Source organism: Curtobacterium sp. PhB191, from assembly GCF_004346515.1.
GTDB lineage: Bacteria > Actinomycetota > Actinomycetes > Actinomycetales > Microbacteriaceae > Curtobacterium.
Map to the genome: position 1 here is coordinate 93,755 of NZ_SMBV01000006.1, position 22,013 is coordinate 115,767.

At 71.6% G+C, this 22,013-nt stretch carries 20 protein-coding genes and 1 tRNA gene; 12 read left to right on the plus strand and 9 right to left on the minus strand.

Features of this window, described 5'->3' with window-relative positions; all coding sequences use genetic code 11:
- Positions 1 to 41: 41 nt before the first annotated feature.
- The 3 genes from EDF48_RS11235 to EDF48_RS11245 form a co-directional block, all read right to left on the minus strand.
- Complete coding sequence (locus EDF48_RS11235; protein WP_131880023.1) at positions 42 to 857, minus strand: hypothetical protein; 816 nt, start codon at positions 855 to 857, stop codon at positions 42 to 44.
- A gap of 317 nt (positions 858 to 1,174) precedes the next feature.
- A complete protein-coding gene (locus EDF48_RS11240; RefSeq protein ID WP_243648782.1) occupies positions 1,175 to 2,140 on the minus strand; it encodes an alpha/beta hydrolase-fold protein in 966 nt (321 codons plus the stop codon).
- 141 nt (positions 2,141 to 2,281) lie between these two features.
- Entirely contained in the window at positions 2,282 to 2,905 is a 624-nt protein-coding gene (locus EDF48_RS11245; RefSeq protein ID WP_131880025.1) for a hypothetical protein, read from the minus strand.
- A gap of 470 nt (positions 2,906 to 3,375) precedes the next feature.
- On the opposite strand from EDF48_RS11245, the gene EDF48_RS19120 reads away from it, so the two are divergent.
- Both EDF48_RS19120 and EDF48_RS11255 read left to right on the plus strand, forming a co-directional pair.
- Positions 3,376 to 3,840, plus strand: coding sequence for a hypothetical protein (locus tag EDF48_RS19120; protein WP_131920234.1), 465 nt, complete (start codon positions 3,376 to 3,378; stop codon positions 3,838 to 3,840).
- Between the two features lie 147 nt (positions 3,841 to 3,987).
- Positions 3,988 to 4,749, plus strand: a complete 762-nt coding sequence (locus tag EDF48_RS11255) for a glucose 1-dehydrogenase (protein ID WP_131880027.1) — start codon at positions 3,988 to 3,990, stop codon at positions 4,747 to 4,749.
- On the opposite strand, the gene EDF48_RS11260 is transcribed toward EDF48_RS11255, so the two are convergent.
- Both EDF48_RS11260 and EDF48_RS11265 read right to left on the minus strand, forming a co-directional pair.
- Complete coding sequence (locus EDF48_RS11260) at positions 4,734 to 6,185, minus strand: MFS transporter (protein ID WP_279388185.1); 1,452 nt, start codon at positions 6,183 to 6,185, stop codon at positions 4,734 to 4,736. The genes EDF48_RS11255 and EDF48_RS11260 overlap by 16 nt on opposite strands.
- Before the next feature lie 135 nt (positions 6,186 to 6,320).
- Complete coding sequence (locus EDF48_RS11265) at positions 6,321 to 6,743, minus strand: helix-turn-helix domain-containing protein (RefSeq protein ID WP_123938059.1); 423 nt, start codon at positions 6,741 to 6,743, stop codon at positions 6,321 to 6,323.
- Between the two features lie 109 nt (positions 6,744 to 6,852).
- Here EDF48_RS11265 and EDF48_RS11270 point away from each other — a divergent pair, with 109 nt between their 5' ends.
- The 3 genes from EDF48_RS11270 (at position 6,853) to EDF48_RS11280 (ending at position 11,290) form a co-directional block, all read left to right on the plus strand.
- Positions 6,853 to 7,725 carry an oxidoreductase gene (locus EDF48_RS11270; protein ID WP_131880029.1) on the plus strand — a complete coding sequence of 291 codons (873 nt, stop codon included), beginning with the start codon at positions 6,853 to 6,855 and terminating at the stop codon, positions 7,723 to 7,725.
- A gap of 76 nt (positions 7,726 to 7,801) precedes the next feature.
- Positions 7,802 to 9,874, plus strand: a complete 2,073-nt coding sequence (locus EDF48_RS11275) for a GMC oxidoreductase (protein ID WP_131880031.1) — start codon at positions 7,802 to 7,804, stop codon at positions 9,872 to 9,874.
- Between the two features lie 36 nt (positions 9,875 to 9,910).
- The gene (locus EDF48_RS11280; RefSeq protein ID WP_131880033.1) at positions 9,911 to 11,290 is read left to right on the plus strand and encodes a hypothetical protein; all 1,380 of its coding nucleotides are present in this window, start codon (positions 9,911 to 9,913) and stop codon (positions 11,288 to 11,290) included.
- A 36-nt stretch (positions 11,291 to 11,326) separates the two neighbouring features.
- Here EDF48_RS11280 and EDF48_RS11285 read toward each other — a convergent pair whose 3' ends face one another.
- Positions 11,327 to 11,533: a hypothetical protein gene (locus EDF48_RS11285; RefSeq protein WP_111084081.1), complete on the minus strand. Its 207-nt coding sequence runs from the start codon at positions 11,531 to 11,533 to the stop codon at positions 11,327 to 11,329.
- Positions 11,534 to 11,712: 179 nt separating this feature from the next.
- Between EDF48_RS11285 and EDF48_RS11290 the strand changes: the two genes are divergently transcribed.
- A tRNA-Gly gene (locus tag EDF48_RS11290) sits at positions 11,713 to 11,784 on the plus strand.
- A gap of 274 nt (positions 11,785 to 12,058) precedes the next feature.
- Here EDF48_RS11290 and EDF48_RS11295 read toward each other — a convergent pair.
- Genes EDF48_RS11295 through EDF48_RS11305 form a run of 3 tightly spaced genes read right to left on the minus strand, consistent with a single transcriptional unit; the run spans position 12,059 to position 13,745 of the window.
- A complete protein-coding gene (locus EDF48_RS11295; RefSeq protein WP_131880035.1) occupies positions 12,059 to 12,328 on the minus strand; it encodes a DUF6510 family protein in 270 nt (89 codons plus the stop codon).
- Positions 12,328 to 13,155, minus strand: coding sequence for a ferredoxin reductase (locus EDF48_RS11300; protein ID WP_243698091.1), 828 nt, complete (start codon positions 13,153 to 13,155; stop codon positions 12,328 to 12,330). Before EDF48_RS11300 ends, EDF48_RS11295 begins: the two co-directional genes overlap by 1 nt.
- A complete protein-coding gene (locus tag EDF48_RS11305; protein ID WP_131880037.1) occupies positions 13,152 to 13,745 on the minus strand; it encodes a molybdopterin-dependent oxidoreductase in 594 nt (197 codons plus the stop codon). The genes EDF48_RS11300 and EDF48_RS11305 overlap by 4 nt, the downstream gene beginning before the upstream one ends.
- Before the next feature lie 155 nt (positions 13,746 to 13,900).
- Between EDF48_RS11305 and EDF48_RS11310 the strand changes: the two genes are divergently transcribed.
- Genes EDF48_RS11310 through EDF48_RS11335 form a run of 6 tightly spaced genes read left to right on the plus strand, consistent with a single transcriptional unit; the run spans position 13,901 to position 22,013 of the window.
- Positions 13,901 to 15,502, plus strand: a complete 1,602-nt coding sequence (locus EDF48_RS11310; protein WP_131880039.1) for an ABC transporter substrate-binding protein — start codon at positions 13,901 to 13,903, stop codon at positions 15,500 to 15,502.
- On the plus strand, positions 15,499 to 16,527 hold the full coding sequence (locus EDF48_RS11315) for an ABC transporter permease (protein ID WP_131880041.1): 1,029 nt from the start codon (positions 15,499 to 15,501) through the stop codon (positions 16,525 to 16,527). Before EDF48_RS11310 ends, EDF48_RS11315 begins: the two co-directional genes overlap by 4 nt.
- Positions 16,524 to 17,408 (plus strand): ABC transporter permease, encoded by an 885-nt coding sequence (locus tag EDF48_RS11320; RefSeq protein ID WP_123292790.1) that lies wholly within the window; start codon positions 16,524 to 16,526, stop codon positions 17,406 to 17,408. Before EDF48_RS11315 ends, EDF48_RS11320 begins: the two co-directional genes overlap by 4 nt.
- The gene (locus EDF48_RS11325) at positions 17,405 to 19,246 is read left to right on the plus strand and encodes an ABC transporter ATP-binding protein (protein ID WP_131880043.1); all 1,842 of its coding nucleotides are present in this window, start codon (positions 17,405 to 17,407) and stop codon (positions 19,244 to 19,246) included. The genes EDF48_RS11320 and EDF48_RS11325 overlap by 4 nt, the downstream gene beginning before the upstream one ends.
- Complete coding sequence (locus EDF48_RS11330; protein ID WP_131880045.1) at positions 19,243 to 21,312, plus strand: CocE/NonD family hydrolase; 2,070 nt, start codon at positions 19,243 to 19,245, stop codon at positions 21,310 to 21,312. The genes EDF48_RS11325 and EDF48_RS11330 overlap by 4 nt, the downstream gene beginning before the upstream one ends.
- Positions 21,309 to 22,013, plus strand: coding sequence for a TetR family transcriptional regulator C-terminal domain-containing protein (locus EDF48_RS11335; RefSeq protein ID WP_243648780.1), 705 nt, complete (start codon positions 21,309 to 21,311; stop codon positions 22,011 to 22,013). Before EDF48_RS11330 ends, EDF48_RS11335 begins: the two co-directional genes overlap by 4 nt.

The window sequence follows — 22,013 nt, forward strand, 5'->3', positions numbered from 1 at the left end:
GGCGGGGAGAACAGGCGGGAGGAGCCCGTGCTCTCGATGCTTCAACCGAGGTCGAAGTCGACGATCGCTGCGACGTGGGCGGTCGCCGTGACCATGCGAGCTCGCCATTCCCGAGGATCCTCGTCGCGACGGTCGATGGCACCGAAGTCATCTCGAGCCAGGAACCGGATTCCGTCGCCTTCGACGTAGCCGACGCTCGCCCCGTGTGCACGGACCAGCATCGGCCAGGTCACATCGTTCGTGATCGAGGTGTCGCGACTCTGATCGACGATCAACTGTGCGGTGTCCCGGGTCATCAAGCGCATGGCGATCATCAAGTCCCACCGATTCGCGAGTCCGTTTGCAAGCCCGTACACGTGGTTCACGATCTCCTCAGTTCGGCGAAGCCGATCTGGGGCAGCCTCCATCGCCACGGCGGAGCGTCCAACGACGAGGAAGTTGACGTCGCGTCGAGCGAGCGTGCGCTCCACTTCCCCTCGAGCACCGCTCACCCATCGCAGCATGTGGTCCAGGTCCGAGTGGAACAGCCATCCGCAAGCGCTTTGCAACCCGAGGGCCAGCGCGTTCTTCCTCGCCGTTCCGATCCCGATCGTGCCGGCAGCGTGTTCGTCGAGGAGCAACGGCACAGCCAGCGCACGAAGTGCCGCGATCGTCGCCGGATGAGTTTCAGCGGTGGCGTTCACTGCCACAGCACCGAACACCTCCGCGAGGGCGGGTACGGCGGCCTCGATACCTGCGGCGAATCCTCCGAGCGGGTCGTGACAGGTCGCAACGAGGCATACCGACTCCGGAGCCGCGTGATCATCGAACGTCCCGGCGGCCCGAGTTGCAACCACGTCGTCTTCGAAGCCAGGCATCACCCGACCATACGACGTTGCTCCAGGTCGCCCGACGAAGCGTGTGCTCGAAGGTTTCCCCGTCTGCGCCATCCGTCCGATGGCCGATCGTCGACCGGCCTCCTTTCAGGAGGCGGCGATTGTGAGCGCCAGGACCACGACTCCTGCGCCGATCAAGACTCCGATTACGCCGGCACCGATGATGCCCATGCGCGCGAGTCGCGGCCGGAACGGTACGCCGAGCCTGCCCCAGGATGCCTCGTAGATGGTGCGGGCGAGTCCACGGGAGGTTGCTATCACTCCAACGCAGGCGACGATCACCACGGCCCCCGCGGCGATCATCGCGATTTGCCGTCCAGGCATCCGACGCTCCCTTTCCGTTCGCAGGGAACGCTACTCAGCTTGAAGGCGCGCTTGGTTCGAGCGATCCCGCAAGCCAATCGACTATCGAACGGACGCGGGGTGAGCTTGCCAGAGCCAGCGGAGAGCGTCGGGGAGAAGTACTCCGCCGTGGTTGGGTGAATGGCCGCCGTCGCCGACAACGAGGCGAAAGTCGTAGCCCTCGCGCGCGAGTGAGGCCGCGGTGTCCAGGCTCTCGGCGAACCTATTCCACTCACGCTCGTTCCAGTGCAGATCGCGGTGAGCGGCGTGGAGGAACAGACGTGTCTGCCTGCGCGGTTCGGTAGCAAAAAGGGCCGGGTACGGGTTGCCACCGGGCATCTGCACGAAGCTCGGATTGAAGGCGATCGCTCGGCCCAGGCCCTCGGGTCGACTCCACGCCGCGGTGACGCAGCGTTCCCGCCACTACTGCCACCGCATATACCGCGCATCATCGGATCGTCCGAGACAACGTAGCGCTCTCGCACGACGGGGAGCACCTCGTCGAGGAGGAAGCTGGCGTAGGCGTCGTTGAACGCGTCGTACTCGGCGTTGCGGTGCTTCTTCGGCGTTCCGTTGACATCGAGCACGCCTGGGTCCACAAAGACGCCGATCATCTGTGGCAAATCACGGTTGGCAGCGAGGTTGTCGAGGACGATCCCACCGCGGACGTCGCCGTCGGGATCGAGGTACCACCAGCCGTCGTTGAAGAACATGACCGCGCTCGGCTCGTCGGCCCGATGCCCTGCTGGGCGGTGCACCCACACACTTCGCGTGGTGCCCGGGAAACGCTGGCTCTCTTCGAGCTCGAACTGTTCGGTCGAGCCTGGCTCAACGCCGACCCTTGTCACAGAGTCAGGTCCGTACTCGTACGAGACGTTGTCCTGAGACAGAGGAAGAGCAGCGAATGGTTGCGGCGTCGACACGCTCGGATGCTACCGGGATCGCTTCATCCCGCAGAGCGATCCCCTTCCGAACGCCCGCCGCCGCAAGTGACCACTCGTGCCGTCGAAGCGGTGCCAGGGACCGGCTCCCGTTCGTGTCGCGGAGGGCGGCGTCAGACAGTCTCAGCCGTCCTCGCGTTGAACGCCAGGGACGTGCGCGATTGCCTCACGCACTCGCTGCCACCGACGTCGTTCGATCCAGCTGACGACCGCGATGAAGACGCTGACGCCCAGGAAGCCGAGCAAAAGAACCCCCGAGGTGAGGTTCGCGCCAACGACGGCGACTCCGAACCCGATGAGCGTTGGCCAAAGGTTCCTCGCCGATGCTTGCTGCCGACGCGTCAGGAGGTCGACGAGCTCCATCGAGTGCGGAGTGGGCGGTGTCTTCCCGCGCATCTGCAAGCGGACGGCACGCCGTTGATCACGCTCGAGGAGTGAGGCGGGGGTTCGCTCGCCGCTGCCGAGGAAGGGCTCCAAACCTTCGTGCCGGCGGGCCCAGAACCACCCGAGCAGAGCGATGGTGACCCCCGCGCCGCTGACAATTGCCTTCCAAGGCGATGGCTCGAGTATCGACAGGGTCGTACCGAGCGCGAAGAAGATGAGGGCTAGTCCGGTCAGGACGGCCTGCACTGATGGACCGACGACTATCGGCCCTCGGTTTACAAGCACCCTGGCTTGCTGCGCGGCAGCGACCCAACTCGCATCGACCTGCTCCTCACGGAATAGAGGTTCTCTCGGATCACTCACGCGTCGAGCGTACGGCCCAGTGCGCGCATCGAACCGATCTCAACAAGTAGAGGCGGTCCCGCGCCGATGATGAATCGACTACCGCGCGGCGGCGGAGAGGGACACAGTCCGTCCGCGTCAGTCCGTTGGGAAAGGGCGCCGTGCAAGCCACGCCGTGAACCCGACGAGGAGTAGCGCATCGAGCGCCAGGAGGAAGAAGCCCCACCCGGCTCCGAACCCGGCTGCAAGTGATCCGACGCCGACAAGGACGAGCGCGATAGCTCCCAGCGCGAGGAACACGGGAGGATCCCGCTCAGACGGGGTTGGGCGTTCAGCGTGAGCTGAACCTCGCGAACCCATCGTTCATCCCGGCCACGACGGTGGCGAAGAGCCGTCCCGATAGCCGGATCGGTGGACGCTGTCAGGATCGAGCGGGTTCGGGACATCTCTCAGGAGAAGCACCGATCCGATCGCTCGAAGGAGTCAGCACCATGCAGACCCACGTCCGTCCCCTCGTCGCCGCTGCGGCGGCCACCGCACTCGTCGTCGCACTCACCGGCTGTGCCGCAGCATCGCAAGCCGGCCCGGCGACCTCCACGCCGGACCGCGTCGGGACCAGCACGTCGACGAGCCCGACGCCGACCGAGACGACTGCGCCCTCCCCGACCGCCACCGCACCGTCCCCGGCCCCGACCGCCACCGCGACGCCCACGGTCTCGGCGCTCGCCCAGCACATCTACGACGAGTGCAACAAGGGCGCCGACGACGCCGCGGTCGTCCTGGAGTTCACCGCGGAGCCGTCCGGGTACACCAGCGACGGCAAGTACCTGCTCGTGTACCCGATCAAGCTGTTCACGGACGGCCACACCGACCCGTGGGCGATCTACAACTGCACCCTCACCGACGCCACGGTCGGCTCGACGTTCGTCGGCGGCGGCGTGACCGACACGCACTGAGCGACCAGAGGCGGTGGACGTGACCAGCGCGGGAGGCGCGGTGCGGGGCGGACGCACGCCGCGCCTCCCGGCCGGGTCGTGTACGCAGGGCGGTACCTCGTCGACGCGGTGCACCGCGCCGACCCCGCTCAGGAAGGCGCCCGCACCATGACCTCACCCTTCGACCTCACCGGCCGGACCGCCCTCGTCACCGGCGGCAACCAGGGACTCGGCCGGGCCTTCGCCTTCGGCCTCGCCGAGGCCGGCACCCGCGTCGCGATCGTCGGGCGCTCCGCGGAGCGCAACACCCGGGTCGCCGCCGAGGCCGCGGATGCCGGCCACAACTTCGTCACCATCACGGCGGACATCACCGACGGCGAGCAGGTGGCGCGCATGACCGAGGAGGCGATGGCGGCCCTCGGCCGCCTCGACGTGCTCGTCAACAACGCCGGCACGTGCCACCACCGGGACGCCTTCGACGTCCCCGACAGCGAGTGGGACGACGTGTTCGACCTCAACGTCCGCGCACTGTGGAAGACGTCGACGGCGGTCGGCGCGCACATGCGTGACGCCGGTTCGGGCTCGATCGTGAACATCGGCAGCATGTCTGGCCTCATCGTGAACCGGCCGCAGTGGCAGCCGGCGTACAACGCGTCGAAGGCCGCCGTGCACCACCTGACGAAGTCGCTCGCGGTCGAGTGGGCGAAGTACGGGATCCGCGTGAACGCCGTCGCCCCCGGGTACGTGAAGACCGAGATGGCGCCGGTGGACTCCCCGGAGTTCCGGCGGTACTGGATCGAGGACGCACCGCAGCAGCGCTTCGCCCTGCCCGAGGAGATCGCGCCGAGCGTCGTGTTCCTGGCGAGCGACGCGGCGTCGTTCATCACCGGATCCGTGCTCGTGGCGGACGGCGGCTACAGCGCCGTCTGAGCCGGTTCGGCCACCGGCGTGCCCGCGCGGGTCGTCGCGCGGGCCATGCCGACGGCGACGAGCACGGCGGCGACGACCGTCAGGACGACGCCCGCGACGGTGATCCCGCCTTCGAACGCGGCCAGCCGATCGACGCTCCAGGACGTCGTCGCGATGCTGCCCGGCACGAGCAGCGCCAGCACCGTCCCGGTCGCCGCGATGCCCACCGCGGTCGCGAGCTCGCTCGCGGTGTCGACGAGCGCCGCACCGACCGACGTCCGGTTCGACGGCAGGCCCTGGAGCACGTTGTTGCCCGCGACGACCCCGACGACCCGCATCCCCGCGGCGACGAGGACGAGCGCCGCGGCGACCCAGCCGTACCCGGCACGGCCGCCGACCGTGAAGAGCGCGAGTCCTGCGACGACGGCGCCGGCGCTCAGCCATGCCGCGCGGCCGAGGCCCACCCGCTGCACGAACGGGCCGACGAATCGCCCGGACGCCAGGAGCACCACCACCTGCGGCAGGGTCCCGATCGCGGCCAGCGCCGGCGACCACCCCCAGGCGAACTGCAGCTGCAGTGTCACCAGGTAGGACAGGCCGGAAACGGCCAGTCCGGAGGCCGCCTTGTACGCCAGACCGCTCGCGACGAGCGGACGGGCGAGCAGGCGCAGGTCGAGCAGCGGCTGTGCCGCGGTGCGCTCCCGCTGCACGAAGGCCGCCACCGCCGCGACCGTCACGACGACCCCGGTCCACCCCGGCCAGGAGGCGCTGCCCGCCTCGGCGAAGAGGGTGGGCGTCCCGAGTGCACCGACCAGGGCCGTGGTCCCGAACAGCGCGCCGGTCACGTCGATCCGGTCGGGGTGCAGGTCCTCCGGTCGGTCAGCGGGCACGCCGGCTCGGATGCCGATGAACGCGAGCGCCGCGATCGGGACGTTCACCAGGAGCAGGGCCTGCCACGGCGCCACCGCGAGGGCGAAGCCGCCCGCCGTCGGACCGACCGCGAGCCCGACCAGGCCCGCGGTGGAGATGACCGTCAGCGCCCGGACCCGCAGGGCGTCGGAGTCGAAGAGCCGGAAGGCCAGGGCCATCGACCCGGGCGTCGTCATGGCCGCTGCGAGCCCCATGAGCGCGCGGACCGCGATGAGTTCGCCGGTCGTGGTGACGAGCGTGGTCGCCAGCGCGGTGAGCGCGAGCAGCACCAGGCCGACGAGCATCACCCGGCGTCGGCCGAACCGGTCGGCGACCGCACCGAACAGGAGCATGAGGGCGCCGAACACGACCGAGTAGGCGCCGGTGACCCACTGCAGGCCGGGCGTCGACGCGTGGAGCTCACGGCCGATGGTGGGCAGGGCGACGTTCAGCACCGAGTTGTCGAGCATCTCGAACAGGAAGACGGCGGACAGGCCGGCGAGGGCGATCCCGGCGTCACGGAGCCGGGCGGGGGAACGGGTGGACACGTGCACTCCTTCGATGAAGAAGTGGCGACTCGTCCGAGACCGCGTGTGGGTGCCTGGCCGACGGAGCGACGAGGCGTTTTGCCCTCTGCGAAGACCATACGTCCCGCCGGACGTCCGGTGCAAGCGCGCCGGAGGCTAGCCGGTGACGTCGTAGCGCTCCTGGTGCGCGGCCACCTCGTCGCGGTGGGCTTCCGACCAGCGCTTGAGCTGCCGCACGGTGCCGTGCAGCGAGAGCCCCAGATCCGTGAGCTCGTACGTCACCGTCACGGGTACCGTCGCCGTCGCCGTGCGGACGACGAGGCCGTCGCGTTCGAGCGACTTCAGCGTCTGCGACAGCATCTTCGGACTCACGCCCGCCAGGACGCGACCGAGTTCGGAGTACCGCATCGGCCTCGGGTCGCCGTCGCAGTCCGGGCCGCTCCCGAGTGCCGACAGCACGAGCGTCACCCACTTGCCGGAGACCCGTGCGAGCAGCTGCTGGCTCGGGCAGGCTGCCAGGTAGGCGTTGTACTGCGCCTTGGCGTCAGCTCGTTGCTCGGCGGCGGTCGTGGTCGGCACAGGGCTCCTCGGGTAGCAACGCACTTCTGGGTAACTCCTTCCGAACGGGAAGCAGTTCGTCAAGAGTGGAACACGAGCAACCGCTCCACAAGTCCTCGAAGGAGATCCGATGACCACCACCACCCCTCGCCTGCCGGGCGGCACCTGGACCCTCGGCGACCGGCCGGTCGCACGCTTCGGCTACGGCGCGATGCAGCTCACCGGTCCGTGGGTCGTCGGGCCGCCGAAGGACCACGACGAGGCCGTCGCCGTGCTCCGGGACGCCGTCGCCGGCGGCATCTCGCACATCGACACCGCCGAGACGTACGGCCCGCGTGTGGTCAACGAGCTGCTGCACGAGGCGCTGCACCCGTACGCCGACGACCTCGTCATCGCGACGAAGGTCGGCGCGCGGCGCGACGCCCGAGGCGGTTGGCCGACTGCTCGGGAACCCGACCAACTGCGTGCGCAGGTCGACGACAACCTCGAGACGCTCGGCGTCGATGTGCTGGACCTGGTCAACCTGCGGTTGGGCGATGCGAACGGTCCGGTCGCGGGGCCGATCGCCCCGGCCTTCGAGACGCTGGTCGACCTGCAGCGACAGGGGGTCATCCGGCACCTCGGGGTGAGCAACGCGACGACGGACCAAGTGGCGGAAGCGCAGGGGATCGCACCGATCGTGTCGGTGCAGAACATGTACAACCTGGCCAACCGGCAGGACGACCCGCTCATCGACCGGCTCGCGGCCGAGGGAGTCGCCTACGTGCCGTTCTTCCCGCTCGGTGGCTTCGCACCGCTGCAGTCCGAGGTGCTCTCGACCGTGGCGACACGGCTCGGGTCGACGCCGATGTCCGTCGCCCTGGCATGGCTGCTGCGCCGGTCCCCGAACATCCTGCTCATCCCGGGCACGTCGTCGCGGGCGCACCTGCGCGAGAACGTCGAGGGCGCCTCCGTCGTGCTGAGCGACGACGACCTGCTCGACCTGGAGGGCATCGGCGGCTGAGCCCCGGCCTCGGACCCTGCCGTGTCCGTTACGGTGCTCGTGGGGCGGCACCGGCGCTGCTCGAGAGGCAGGACCGATGACGGACCACGCGGCCACCGCGGTGCAGGAGTTCCTCCGCGCGCACGACGAACGGCTCCGCTCCCTGGTCGACCGGGTGGTACCGGCGGACGAGTACCCGTCGGCGTCCGAGGCCGGCGCGCTCGACTTCCTGGCCGGGATCCTGGTCGACCGGCCGGACTGGCTGGACCGGCTCCGAGCCGTCGTCGCGCACGCGGACGACCACGAGGGCGTCGACGAGGCCCAGGACGAGGACGATCCCGACTGGACCTGGTTCGCCGAGCTCGTCGCAGCCGGCTACTACGCCGACGCGGGGAACGGCGGGAACGCGGGGGAGCGGTCCTGGGACATGGTGGGGTGGCAGCCCGGTCCGCCGGACGGCTGGAGCGTGCCGGTACCGGTACCGACCGCAGCGCCCACGGTCGTGCACCCGTCGCAGCTGGCGGACCGGTACGACGCGGACGTCGTCGGGTCGGGCGCCGGCGGGGGCGTCGCGGCGTGCGGGCTCGCCGAGTCCGGTCGGCGCGTGCTCGTGGTCGAGGCCGGTGGGTGGCCCGGCACCGCGGAACTCAGCCGTGACCACATCCGGAACCCGCGGTCGAGCTGGGGCGTCGCACCGCGGTCGGGGCCGTCCGACGTCGGCAACCCGCGGACGGTGGCGGACGGTCACGAGCTCCTGGTGCTCCGGCCCTCGTCGCCGGGGTGGCACAACAACGCCGTCACGGCCGGCGGCGGCACACGGGTCTACGGCGCGCAGGCCTGGCGGTTCGGGCCGCGGGACTTCGCGATGGCGTCGACGTACGGCGTGCCGGACGGCAGCGCCCTGGCCGACTGGCCGTTCGGGTACGACGAGCTCGAGCCCTGGTACGAGCGCGCCGAGTGGGAGATCGGGGTCAGCGGCGGTGACGTCGACGGACCGTGGTCCGGGGAGCGCTCGCGCGCGCGACCGATGCCACCGCTGCCGTCGGGGGCAGCGCGGGACCGGCTCGCCGGAGCCGCGGACGCCCTGGGCATCTCGACGGTGCACGTCCCGCTCCTGATCAACTCGACGCCGTACCTGGGCCGCCGCGCGTGCGAACAGTGCGGCATGTGCGTCGGCTTCGCGTGCCCGGTCGACGCCAAGAACGGCAGCCAGAACACCATGCTGACCCGCGCGTTCGCCACCGGCAACGCGTCGATCGTGCTCGAGTCACGGGTCGCCCGGCTCCGCACGGACGGTGCCGGCCGTGTGATCGGCGTCACGATCGTCGGCACCGCGGACGGCCGCGACTGGCGGGCCGAGGTCGACGCCGCCGAGGTCGTCGTCGCGGCCGGGGCGGTGGAGTCGGCACGGCTCCTGCTGAACAGCCGGAGCGACCAGGAGCCCGACGGCATCGGCAACGGTGCGGACCAGGTCGGCCGGCACCTGCAGGGCCACGTCTACGGCGGCGCGATGGGGGTCTTCGACGACGTGGTGGACGACGGTCTCGGACCGGGGCCGTCGATCGCCACCACCGACTACCGGCACGGCGTGCCCGGGCAGATCGGTGGCGGGATCCTGGCGAACGAGTTCATCGCGACGCCGTCGAACACGTACCAGTACCTCGTCGGCACGGGGCTCGCGCCGCGCTCCGGGCTCGACGGGAAGCACGCGATGCGGGACCTGGCGCGGCGCAGCATGCGGGTCATGGGGCCGATCCAGGAGGTCACCTCGGCCGACGCGCGCGTCCGGGTCGACCCCGCCGTGACGGACCGGTACGGCATCCCGGTGGCGTCGTTCAGCGGTGGGGTCCACCCCGAGGACGTCCGTGCTCGCGACCACACCAGCGCCCGGAGCGGCGACTGGTTGCGCGCGGCGGGCGCCACGCGCGTGGCGGAGCTGCACGGTCCGGTCCGGGGCACGAGCGGAGGCCAGCACCAGGCCGGCACGCTCCGGACGGGGACGGACCCGGCGACGTCGGTCGTCGACCCGTTCGGCCGGGTGTGGGGCCACGACAACCTCCGCGTGACCGACGGCTCGGTGCACGTCACGAACGGCGGGGTCAACCCGGTGCTCACCATCCTGGCGACCGCGATGCGGAGCGTCGACGCGATGGTCGCGCAGCACGGTTGACCACGTCACCGGTCCGCCACCGATACGGTGGCGTCCGTGACCGACGACCCTGAAGCCGCCATCGCCCAGCACGTCCACGACGCGTGGGACGGTTCCCTGCGGCTCGTGCACATCACGATCTCGGACGAGGACGGCGACGCCTACCCCGGCCAGGACGTCGACCGGTGGGTGATCGACGTCCGGGTGCCCATCACCGACGACGAGGCCGAAGCGGTGTCGGTCGCCGAGGTCTCCGCGTACACGAGCCGGTCACCGGAGTCGGTCGAGGCACTGGTGCTCGGCTACCAGGTGTCCGACGTCGACGGGGACTTCGCCGCGGCGATCGTGGTGCCGGACGCCACCGGCGAGACCTTCCTGTCGCTGCAGACGCACGCCGCCGAGATGCTCGGCAAGCCGGACCTGCTCGCGCTGGACCGGCTCACCGTCCGTCCGGCGTACCGCGGGCTGCCCGGGCTCGTCCCCGCCGTGCTCGACGCCGTGCGCCGTGGCCCCGCCGGTCGTTCGGCGTCGTGGGTGCTCGCGGACCCCTCGGTGTGGAACGTGCCGTTCGAGGACCAGGACCGTGCGGCCGGCGAGTTCGTCCAGTGGGCGGACACCCCCGTGCTCGCGTCGATGAACGCAGACCACGAGGACCTCGAGCGGTTGGCCGCCGTGCCCCCGACGGGCGGCATCGTCATGGGCTCCCGCTCGGACGAGGTGCACCTCGGCGACGCGCTCGACGAGGCGTTGGCACGTCCGGCGATCGCGGTGGCGTTCGCCCTGCCGCCGAAGCTGCCGGCGAGCATCTGGGCCGCCGCCCCCGAGGACGTCCACGGCGTGCACCCCGACGAGGCCACCGGGTCCATCACCGTCGAGACGCACGACGAGCAGCTCGAGGTCGTCGGTTCGCCGGGCACGGCACCGCAGCTGGTCGGGACCTCGGCCTCGGCCGACGCCGCGACGCAGGACTGGCTCCGGGCGGTGCACCAGCGCTGGTGGCAGTACGAGCCCGGACTGCACGACCGGATCCACGAGGTCGTCGACGAGTACCTGACGTCGGGGGAGATCGAGTCCGTCACCGACGAGCGCGCCCCGCACCTGCACGCACCGGACCTGCCCGTGTTCCGCACCGAGTGGCCCGGGATCGGCGAGGTGCACCTGGAACCCCTCGGCGAGGACACCGAACCCGTCGTGTACGACGCCGTGCTCGAGGTCGGCGATGCCCACGACCACATCGGGGTCGTCGTCGTGCACGAGTCCGGGCACGTCCGGGCGTCCCTCCACGACGAGTGGAACCCCGCCCTGGCGGACGTCACCGGTGCGCTCACCCACCTGGTCAGCCTCGGCGCCGGGGAGTTCTTCGCGGACGCGCTGCACGACGAACTGTCGGCCGGCGCCGAGCACGCGATCCTGACGGGCGACGTCCGCGGGCACTGACCGCAATCGAGCGCCAGGCCGGTCGCCGAGCGCGCCTCAGACCGGGCGGTATATCGCGATCGGGGGCGCCTGGTCGTCACCGTCGTCGTGCGCATCGCCGGTGGCGAGCCAGGTCCGCCCCTCGTGCTCGATCGTGGTCGGCAGGTCGCCGTGCACCAGGATGCGGATGGCGGGGGTGTCACCGTCGATCAGGTCGACGCCGTGGGCCTCGGTCCCGCCCGGGTTGTCGTGCACGTAGCTCATGCTCCGATCGAACTCCTCCGTGCCTGATGACCGTGCCTGATGACCGCGCCTGACGACCGCGTCGGGCCGCGCCGGGCCGCGCCTCGCGACACCGGACACGCCCGGATCTGCCGCAGAACACGTCCGTGGGCCCGGGATCGGGTACAGTCGACTCCGCACGGCCCACACGGCGTGCGAATGCGGATGTGGCGCAGTGGTAGCGCATCACCTTGCCAAGGTGAGGGTCGCGAGTTCGAATCTCGTCATCCGCTCGGACGGAACAGAACCCCCGGGGTTGCTCACAGAGCAGCACCGGGGGTTCTGTCGTTCCCGGGCGCCGTGAGCGGGCGCATCCGGGGGCGCAGGCTTCGGGTACCCGCGCCCACCGGACGCAGAGGCCGCACTGCCCCGAGCGGAGACGCCGGGTGGGTGGCCCAGCGATGTCCCGAAGAGTCATCCGGAGCATCGTCGCGGTCGGATTGGACCCCAGTTCGAGGCATGCGGAAAGCCGCAAGAACTCCGCACGACATGCGGTCGGCGATTGCGCTAGCCGCGATCCTCGGGTAATGGGATCAGCGCGGCACGGGTGCCGGGGAGGCTGATCCAGCGCGCGGATCCGGCCTCGACCACCGTGACGAGTACGGTGGCACACGTCCGGCACCGGGCGACGGAGCCCATCGCCGAGCAGTACACGGCGGTGCGCGCGACCGATCCGCGGGACCCGCACCCCGCGCAGCAGAGCACCGTCACGGTCGGCTCCGGACCGAGCACCTCGGACAGGACCCCTGCGAGGGCGTTGCCGTCGACGACCGTCATCAGCTGCCCCCGAACCGTTCGGCACGGACGTCGGTGGTGTCGTGTCCGAGGTCGGCGAGCCAGCGGAGCACCTGCTCGACGAAGGGCGTCGAGCCGCACACGTAGACGAGCGCCCCGGCGTCGGGTGGGAAGACCGCGGCGGCGAGCGCACCGCGGGTCAGCCGTCCCGCGGGCACGGCGGACCCGGGTGGAGCGGTCCGGCTGTACACGGTGGTCACCTCGAGCGGAGCGTCGGAAGCGACGGCCCGGTCGAGTTCGGCGCGGAAGAAGACGTCGTCGGGGGTCCGGACGGCGACGAGCAACCGGAACGGTGCGGGGTCCCCGGCCTCGGCGTGCGCGGTGACCATGGCGACGAGCGGCACGATCCCCGAGCCGCCGGCGATCAGCTGCACCGGACGGTCGGACGCGCCGGGGCGCCACACGAACCAGCCGCCGAGCGGCCCGTGCACCTCGAGCACGTCGCCGACCTCGACCGCGTCGACCAGGAACGGGGACACCTCGCCACCCTCGACGCGGTCGACGGCGAGCACGACGTCGGGCCGGTCACCCGCCGAGGCGATCGAGTACGAGCGGGATGCCTGGTAGCCGTCCTCGGCCGTGAGCCGCAGGTCCAGGTGCTGGCCCGGGTCGTTCCCCGGCCACGTCGGGACGTCCAGGACGACCCGACGGGCGTTCGGGGTCTCGCGCTCCACCGAGGCGACCGTCGCGGGGTGCCAGGCCGGCCGCCTGCGGGGCGCGGGCCGACCGGCGGGCGCGATCCGGGCCTCCAGGTCGGTGGACGGGGCGGTGGACACGTCGGCGGGCACGTCGGTGTCGGGAACCGTCACCAGTACCGCTCTTCCTTCCACGGGTCGCCGTGCAGGTTGTAGCCCGCGTTCTCCCAGAAGCCCGGTTCGTCGTCCGCCTGCATGACGATCCCGCTCACCCACTTCGCGCTCTTCCAGAAGTACAGGTGCGGCACCAGCAGGCGCGCCGGACGGCCGTGTTCGGGCTCGAGCGGTTCGCCGTCGGCCTCGAACGCGATCCACGCCTTGCCGTCCAGCAGCTCGTCGAGCGGCACGTTCGTCGTGTACCCGCCGGTGCTGTGCACCATGCAGTAGTCGAGCGACGTCTCGACGTCCTCGAACAGGCGGTCGAGGGGGACGCCGCGCCACGGCATGTCGAGCTTGGTCCAGTGGGTGACGCAGTGGATGTCGACGGTGACGTCCTCGACGCCGAGCGCGTGCACCTCGTCCCACGTCCAGGTGTGCAGACCGTTCTCGGCGCGGATCGAGAAGACCCACGACGCCGGATCGACGTCGGGCGTGGCACCGGCCGACAGGACGGGCCAGTCGCGCACCAGGGTCTGGCCGGGCGGGATGCGGGTGTCGTCGCGGTCGGCCCGACGGCCACCGAACCCCCTGGTGAACGTCGCCATGATCCTCCTCGGACGGGATGGTCCGATCATGCTCCGTGCCGGCGGCGCCCGTGTAACGAGTTCGTAAACACTCGGACGGACGAGGAGCAGGAGTTGGGGGATCGCCGGTCTCCCTCTATCGTTCACCGGAACGATTACAGGAGGGGCCACCCCGAATGCAGCCCATCGTCCCCGAACCCCGGAACGCCCGCGGCCCGAGCCGCCGAGCGCTCCTCACCGGCGCCGCCGGTCTGGCCGGCCTCGGCCTGCTCACCCTGACGGGGTGCAGCTCCGGCGCGAACGCCGGCACGCCCACCATCCCCGAGGCGGCGGCCACCGGCGTCGCCCGACGCGGCGGTCGCTTGCGCATCGCGCGCCCAGCCGCCTCGGCCGCCGAGACCCTCGACTCCGCCAGCTCCCTGTCGGCGTACGAGTACCTCGGCGCGCTCTACAACCGGCTCGTCAAGCTCGACGAGCAAGGCACCACCGTGCCCGACCTCGCCGAGGAGTGGTCCGCGAACGCCGACGGCACCGAGTGGACGTTCTCGCTCCGCCGTGGCGTCACCTTCCACGACGGCAGCCGCTTCACCGCTGACGACGCCATCGCGAGCATCCGGCACATCCTCGACGAGAAGACCGGCAGCCCGCAGGCCGGGGTCCTCGGCGAGGTGATGGACGCCGACTCGATGCGTGCGACCGACCCGTACACGCTGCGGTTCTCGCTGACCAAGCCGAACGCCGAGTTCCCGTCGCTGCTCACCGCGTACCAGTGCTACATCGTGCCGGCGGCCGCGATCGCCGACATCGGCCGCACCGGGATCGGGACGGGCCCGTTCCGGCTCTCCGCGTTCACCCCCGCCGGTGCCGGCAGTGTCGAGGCGTTCGACGACCACTTCGCCGGGCGTCCCGCGCTGGACGGCATCGACTTCTACTCGATCCAGGACACCACCGCCCGGGTGAACGCGCTGCTCGCCGGCCAGATCGACCTGATCTCGCAGACGAACCTGGACTTCGCGACCGCTCGGGTGGTGTCCGCCTCCGACCGCGCCACCGTCGCCCGGTCGAAGAACGCCCAGTGGTACACGATCCCGATGCTCGCCACGAGCGACGAGTTCAGCGACCCGCGGGTCCGCCAGGCGATGAAGCTCGCCTACGACCCGCAGCAGATCGTCGACACCGCCCTGCAGGGCACCGGCTCGCCCGGGTGGGACAACCCCGTCCCGCCGCAGCTCGCCGCGTTCGTCGACGACCACCGCGAGTACGACCCGGACAAGGCGAAGGCACTGCTCAAGCAGGCCGGTCACGAGGGGTTCCGGACCTCGATCTACACGTCGAGCTACGAGTCGGTCTTCACGCCGATGGCGGTCGCCTACCGCGACGCCGTCGCCGACGCGGGCATCCGCCTGACGGTCCGCAACGCGAGCGCGGACTCGTACTACACGCAGATCTGGATGCAGAAGCCGCTCATGGTGAGCTACTGGTTCACCGGCCGGCCGATCGACCAGCTCCTCAACCAGATCTTCCGCACGGGCTCGTCCTACAACGAGAGCGCGTGGTCGAACGAGACCTTCGACGGGCTGCTCGACGATGCCCGCGCCGAGATGGACGACGCCAAGCGGCTGACGCTCTACCAGGACGCCCAGCGGCTCGTGGTCGAGGACGGGGCCGACATGACCCCGATGTTCGGCGACCGGCTCGTGGGGCTGTCCCGCGACGTCGTGAACTACTCGGAGTACGGCTTCGAGTTCGACTACCTCCGGATCGGACTGCGCCGATGACGACCAAGAACACCCCGTCGGACGTCCTCGTCCCCGTCCTCCGCCGGGTCGGCATCGCCGTGCTCACGGTCGTGCTCGCCTCGCTCTTCGTGTTCCTCGCGGTGCAGGCGCTCCCCGGCGACGTCGCCCAGCAGCTGCTCGGGCAGAACGCCACCCCCGATGCCGTCAAGCAGCTGCGCGAGACGCTCGGTCTCGACCAGAACGTCTGGCTCCGCTACCTGCAGTGGCTCGGCGGTGCGGTGCACGGCGACTTCGGCACCTCGCTCGTCAGCGGCGAGGCCGTCGCGCCGACGCTGTTCACCGCCTTCCGGAACAGCATGCTCATCGCCGTGCCCGCCATGCTCGTCGGCGTCACGGTCTCCCTGACGCTCGGCGTCCTCGCCGGGGTCCGTCGGGGTCGCCCGTCCGACAAGGTGATCTCGATCGTCAGCCTCGTCGTCATGAGCGTGCCCGAGTTCATGGTCGCGACCGTGCTCGTGCTGCTCTTCGCGATCGGCCTGCCGGTCTTCCCCGCCGTCGTGCTGCGGGGGAGCGACGCCACGGTCGGCGAACTCCTGCCGACGATCTGGCTGCCGATCATCGTGCTCACCCTGGCGATGGCCGCCTACATCGTGCGCACCGCCCGCTCCTCGACCATCGACGTGATGGCGTCCGAGTTCGTCACCACGGCGGAGCTCAAGGGCCTGACGATGCGCCGCGTGGTCTGGAAGCACGCGGTGCCGAGCGCGCTGCTGCCGACGCTCAACGTCGTCGCGCTCAACGTCGCCTGGCTGCTCGGCGGTGTCGTCGTCGTCGAGAACGTCTTCAACTACCCCGGCATGGGCAAGCTCATGCTCGAGTCGGTCTTCAACCGCGACCTGCCGACGATCGAGGCGATCGCGCTCCTGAGCGCCGTCATCTACGTCGTCTGCAACCTCGCCGCCGACCTCGTGGCGCTCGCCCTCGACCCGAAGCTGCGGACCCGCCAGCGGCGACCGCGCACGCGCACCCGCACGACGCGCAGCACCAGGAAGGCCGCCGCATGACCGCCACCGCCACCCGCCGCCCCGGACGCGCCGTCCTCGCCGGGGCCCTCGCGCCCCTGCGCGGCTCGACGGCGCTGAGCATCGGCCTCGGCCTCATCGCCCTGCACGTCGTGCTCGCCCTGCTCGCACCGGTCATCGCCGGGTACGACCCGGTGGCCACGAACGCCGGCGACGTCCTCGCCGGCCCGACCTGGACGCACTGGCTCGGCACCGACCAGTACGGCCGCGACGTGCTGTCGCGGACGCTCAACGGCGGCCGGTACGCCCTGCTCGTGACCTTCCTGGCCACGACGATCGCCGTCGCGGTCGGCACGGTGCTCGGTTGCATCACGGCGTACGCGGACAACTGGTTCGACGAGGCCGTCATGCGCGTCGTCGACGCCCTGCTCAGCGTGCCGTCGATCCTCGCCCTGCTGGTCGTGGTCACCGTCTTCGACGCCGGGCTCTGGGTGATCGTCCTCGCCGTCACCGTCGTCTACGCGCCCGCCGTGACCCGCGTCGTCCGCGGTGCCGCCCGCACCGTCATCACGCAGGACTACGTGACGGCCGCCCGGGCCCGCGGTGAACGCGCGCTGTCGATCGTGTTCCGCGAGATCCTGCCGAACGTCCTCGACGTGGTGCTCGTCGAGTACGCCATGCGGGCCTCGTGGATCGTGCTGCTCGTCGCGTCGCTGTCCTTCCTCGGCTTCGGCGCCAACCCACCGACGCCCGACTGGGGGCTGATGGTGCAGGAGAACCGCACCGCGCTGACCGTGGTGCCGCTCGGCACGCTCGCACCGATCGTCGCCCTGGCGACCCTGGTGATCGGGCTCAACCTCGCCGCCGACGGCCTGAGCAAGTCGCTCGGCGTCGACCGCGCCACGAAGGGAGTGAGCGCATGACGCACACCGACACCGCACCGGCCGCAACGGCGACCGCCACGGACCCCATCGTCCGCGTCGACGACCTCGCGATCTCCTACGCGGCCGGCAAGCGCCTGGTCCCCGTGGTGCGCGGCGTATCCTTCGCGATCCCCGCCGGGCGCACCCTCGGCCTCGTCGGGGAGTCCGGCAGCGGCAAGTCCACCGTCGCCCGGACCCTGCTCGCGCACCTCCGGGCGGGCTCGACGATCGTCGGCGGCTCGGTCCGCGTCGGCGGCGACGATGTCTTCGCGCTGTCACCGTCCGGCCGCCGCGAGCTCCGCGGCGGCGTCGCCTCCGTCGTCGCGCAGAACGCCGGCCAGGCGCTCACCCCGTCGATGCGCGTCGGCGAGCAGATCCGCGAGGCTCTGCGCGCCCACCGCGAACCCGACGGCCCCGAGCGCGTCGCCGAGCTGGTCCGGTTGGTCCGGCTGCCAGACCCCGACGCGATCGTCCGCCGCTACCCGCACCAGCTCTCCGGCGGGCAGCAGCAGCGCATCGCGATCGCGATGGCCGTCGCCGCACGCCCGCGGGTGCTCGTGCTCGACGAGCCCACGACCGCGCTCGACGTCGTCACGCAGGCCGCCGTCCTCGACCTGATCGCTGACCTCGGCCGGCAGCTGGGCATGGCCGTCCTGCTCGTCAGCCACGACCTCGGGGTCGTGTCGGCGATGGCGGACGAGATCGCCGTCATGCGCGACGGCGAGATCGTCGAGCACGCCGCCACGGCGGCGCTCTTCGCCGCCCCGCAGCACGAGTACACGCGTGCCCTGCTGGCCGCGGTGCCGGACGGGCGACGGCCGGGAGGGACGGATCGCGTGCCCGAGACGGCGACCGTCTCGTCGACGGTCGCCTCCACGGCCGGCCGAACCGTGCCTCTCCCCACCGGCACGGCCGGCCCGCCGCTGGCGCGTCGCGCCGGAACCGGCGGCGTGGGCCCAGAACCGCTCGTCCGTCCCGTGGTGACCGCCGAGGACCTGGTGATCCGCTACGGACGCGGCCTGCCGGCCGCCGTCGACGGCGTGTCCTTCACGATCGCGCCGCGCGAGACGCTCGCGGTCGTGGGGGAGTCCGGAAGTGGCAAGTCGACGCTCGCGACCGCCCTCGCCGGCCTGGTGCCGGCCGAGTCGGGCACGTTCTCGTTCGACGACGGGACCGTGAGCGGCGACCTGCGCGAGCCGATCGCCGGACGGTCCCCGGACCTTCGTCGTGCGGTGCAGCTCGTGTTCCAGAACGCCGACACGTCGCTCAACCCGCGGCGCACCGTGGGCGCGGCGATCGGGCGACCGCTCAAGCTGTTCACGGGCACGTCCTCGCGGCAGCGCGTCGGCGAGCTGCTCACCCAGGTCGGCCTCGGCCCGGAGTTCGCCGAGCGGCTGCCGGCACAGCTCTCCGGCGGGCAGCGGCAGCGCGTCGGCATCGCCCGGGCCCTCGCCGCCGAGCCGCGCCTGGTCATCGCCGACGAGATCACCACCGCACTCGACGTGCAGGTGCAGGCCGGGATCCTCGCGCTCCTCGCCGACCTGCAGCGCTCGCGCGGGCTCAGTTGCCTGTTCATCAGCCACGACCTGGCCGTCGTCCGCGGCGTCGCCGACCGGGTCGCCGTGATGACCGGCGGCCGGATCGTCGAGATCGGACCGACCGAGCGGGTCTTCACCGGCCCGAACCACCCGTACACGTCGACGCTGCTCGCCGCGACGCTCGAACCGGGCAGCACCGAGCTGCCCGACGTCGGCGACGGGGTGCCGCGCTGGCGGCACACCGAGGGCTGGACCGACCACGGCGACGGACACCTGACCCGGAACTGGGAGGACGCATGAGCCGCGATCGCTCGGTGTCCGCCGACGCTTCGACCCTCACCGCCATCGGCGCGCCGGACTCGCTGCCGGACGGCGTGACCGTCCGCGACGAGTGGATTCCGATGCCCGACGGCGTCCGACTGCACACCCGGATCTGGTCGCCGGCGTCGCCCGACGGTCCGGTGCCGGTGCTGCTCGAGTACCTGCCGTACCGGCTCGACGACTGGACCGCGCCCCGCGACTCGGAACGGCACCCCTGGTACGCCCAGCACGGGTACGCCTCGGTCCGGGTCGACATCCGGGGCAGCGGCTCGTCGGACGGGTTCTTCGACGACGAGTACAGCGAGCAGGAGCTCCGCGACGGAGAGGCCGTGATCGCCTGGCTCGCCGAGCAGGAGTGGTCCACCGGCGCCGTCGGCATGTTCGGCATCTCGTGGGGCGGGTTCAACGCCCTGCAGCTGGCAGCGCGGGCGCCCGCTGCCCTCAAGGCCATCGTCACGGTGTGTTCGACCGACGACCGGTACGACAACGACGTGCACTACGTCGGCGGAGCGGTGCTCGGCATCGACATGGCGGCGTGGGGCGCGACGATGTTCGCGTTCAACTCGCGGCCGCCGCGGCCCGAGGTCGTCGGTACGGACTGGGTCGACCGGTGGCGCGAGCGGCTGGAGTCGAACCGCCCGATGACGCCGGTGTGGCTCGCGCACCAGGAACGCGACGACTACTGGCGGCACGGCAGCGCCGCCGAGGACTACGACAACATCGGCGCAGCGGTCCTCGCCGTCGGCGGCTGGGCGGACCCGTACCGCGACGCCGTGCTCCGACTGGTGTCGAACGTGCAGTCCCCGGTCAAGGGCATCGTCGGACCGTGGTCGCACCAGTACCCGGACCGCGGTCTCGCACCCGGACCGTCGATCGGGTTCCTGCAGGAGACGCTGCGCTGGTGGGACCGCTGGCTCCGCGGGATCGACACCGGCGTGGAGGAGGACCCCGCACTCCGCGCCTGGATCAACGAGGGCGAAGCCCCGGCGACGTACTACGCCTCGCGACGGGGCCGGTGGGTCGGCGCCGAGGCGTGGCCCTCGGCGGCGACGCACCGGCGTGCGCTGCCGCTCGCGACGCTCCGCGGCGGCGAGGACGGGCCGGTCGTCGTCCGGTCGCCGCAGCACACCGGCGCCGACGCCGGACGGTTCTTCCCGTTCGGCAACGCGACCGACCTGCCACCCGACCAGCGTGCCGAGGACGGCCGCTCCGTCTGCTTCGACCTGCCCGTCGGCCGGGCGTTCGACCTGCTCGGCAACGCGCTCGTCACCCTGTCGGTCACGAGCGACCAGCCCCGCGCCACCCTGACGGTGCGGTTGTGCGACGTCGCGCCGGACGGCTCGTCGACCCTCGTGACGCGCGGGGTGCTCAACGCGGCGAAGCGGGACGGCATGGACCGGAACGACCCGCTGGTCCCCGGTGAGCCGGCGTCGCTGCCGGTGCAGCTCGTCGCGACCGGTCACCGGTTCGCCGCCGGGCACCGCCTGCGGATCGCGGTGTCGTCGTCCTACTGGCCCTGGGTCTGGCCGCACGGCACCGAGGCCACCGTCACGATCGACCCGACGGCGTCCGAGGTGTGCCTGCCCGTCTGGACGCGCGACACCGACGACGACGTGCGCTTCGACGAGCCCGAGCGGTCGACGCCGCTCGCGATCGAGCGCGTTGCACCGACCGAGCAGCTGCCCCAGCGCACCGTCACGCACGACGTCGAGACGGGGGAGTGGACCCTCGACGTCGACCCCGGGTACGGCGGTGGACGGGTCTACCCCGACGGGCTCGTCTTCAGCGAGGACGCCCGCGAGACGTACCGCATCCGGTCGGACGACCCGAACTCGGCCGTGGCATCGTCGCGCTGGGCGATCGGCCTGGAGAAGCCGGACTGGTCGGCACGGCTCGAGACGTCCTCCGAGGTCACCGCCGACGCCGAGGCCTTCCACGTCGTGAACACCGTGCGGGCCTGGGCCCGTGACGGCGGCCCCGACGCCCCCGAGGTGCTGGTCACCGAGCAGACCTTCGCCGACGACGTCCCGAGGACCTCGGCGTGACCGGGGCAGCGGGGGCTGCACCGGGCGCCGCAGCGGACGCCGCAGCGGGTGCGGCGCCGCGCGTCCGGCAGCGTCCCGCGGTCCGGCGCGCGATGATCGTCGCGGCCGCCCGTGCCGTCATCGTCCGGAACGGCGTCGGGGCGACGGGCCTGCGGGACATCGCCGCCGAGGCCGGAGTGTCCGTCGGCACCGTGACGTACCACTTCGGCAGCGTGGCGGAGATCCTCAACGAGGTCGTCGTGCTCGAGACGGAGCGCTTCTACGGGGCGATCGTCATCGCCGTCGACGCCGAGTCCGACCCCGTCGAGGCGCTGCGGATGCTCGTCGCGCCCCTGTTCGACGACACCGAACAGGTCCGGCAGCACTGGCGGATCTGGTCCGACTACTGGACCGCGGTCGCCCGCCGGCCCGAGGTGGCCGCCGAGTACGCCGAGCGGATCCGCGTCTGGGAGGCCTGTCTGGTCCGGGTGATCCGCCGCGGTGCCGACGCCGGCACGTTCCCGGGCGGCGCCGGACCGATCGAGCCGGACACCGTGGCGCTGAAGCTCGCGGCCTACAGCGACGGTGTCGCGACGCAGATCGCGCAGGGCGTCCCGGGGCTCACGAACACCGTCGCGCTGTCGTGGATGTGGACCTTCCTGGCGCACGAACTCGGTGTGCCGGCTGTGGAGATCGCCGGAACCGGCCAGCAGCCCTTGTGA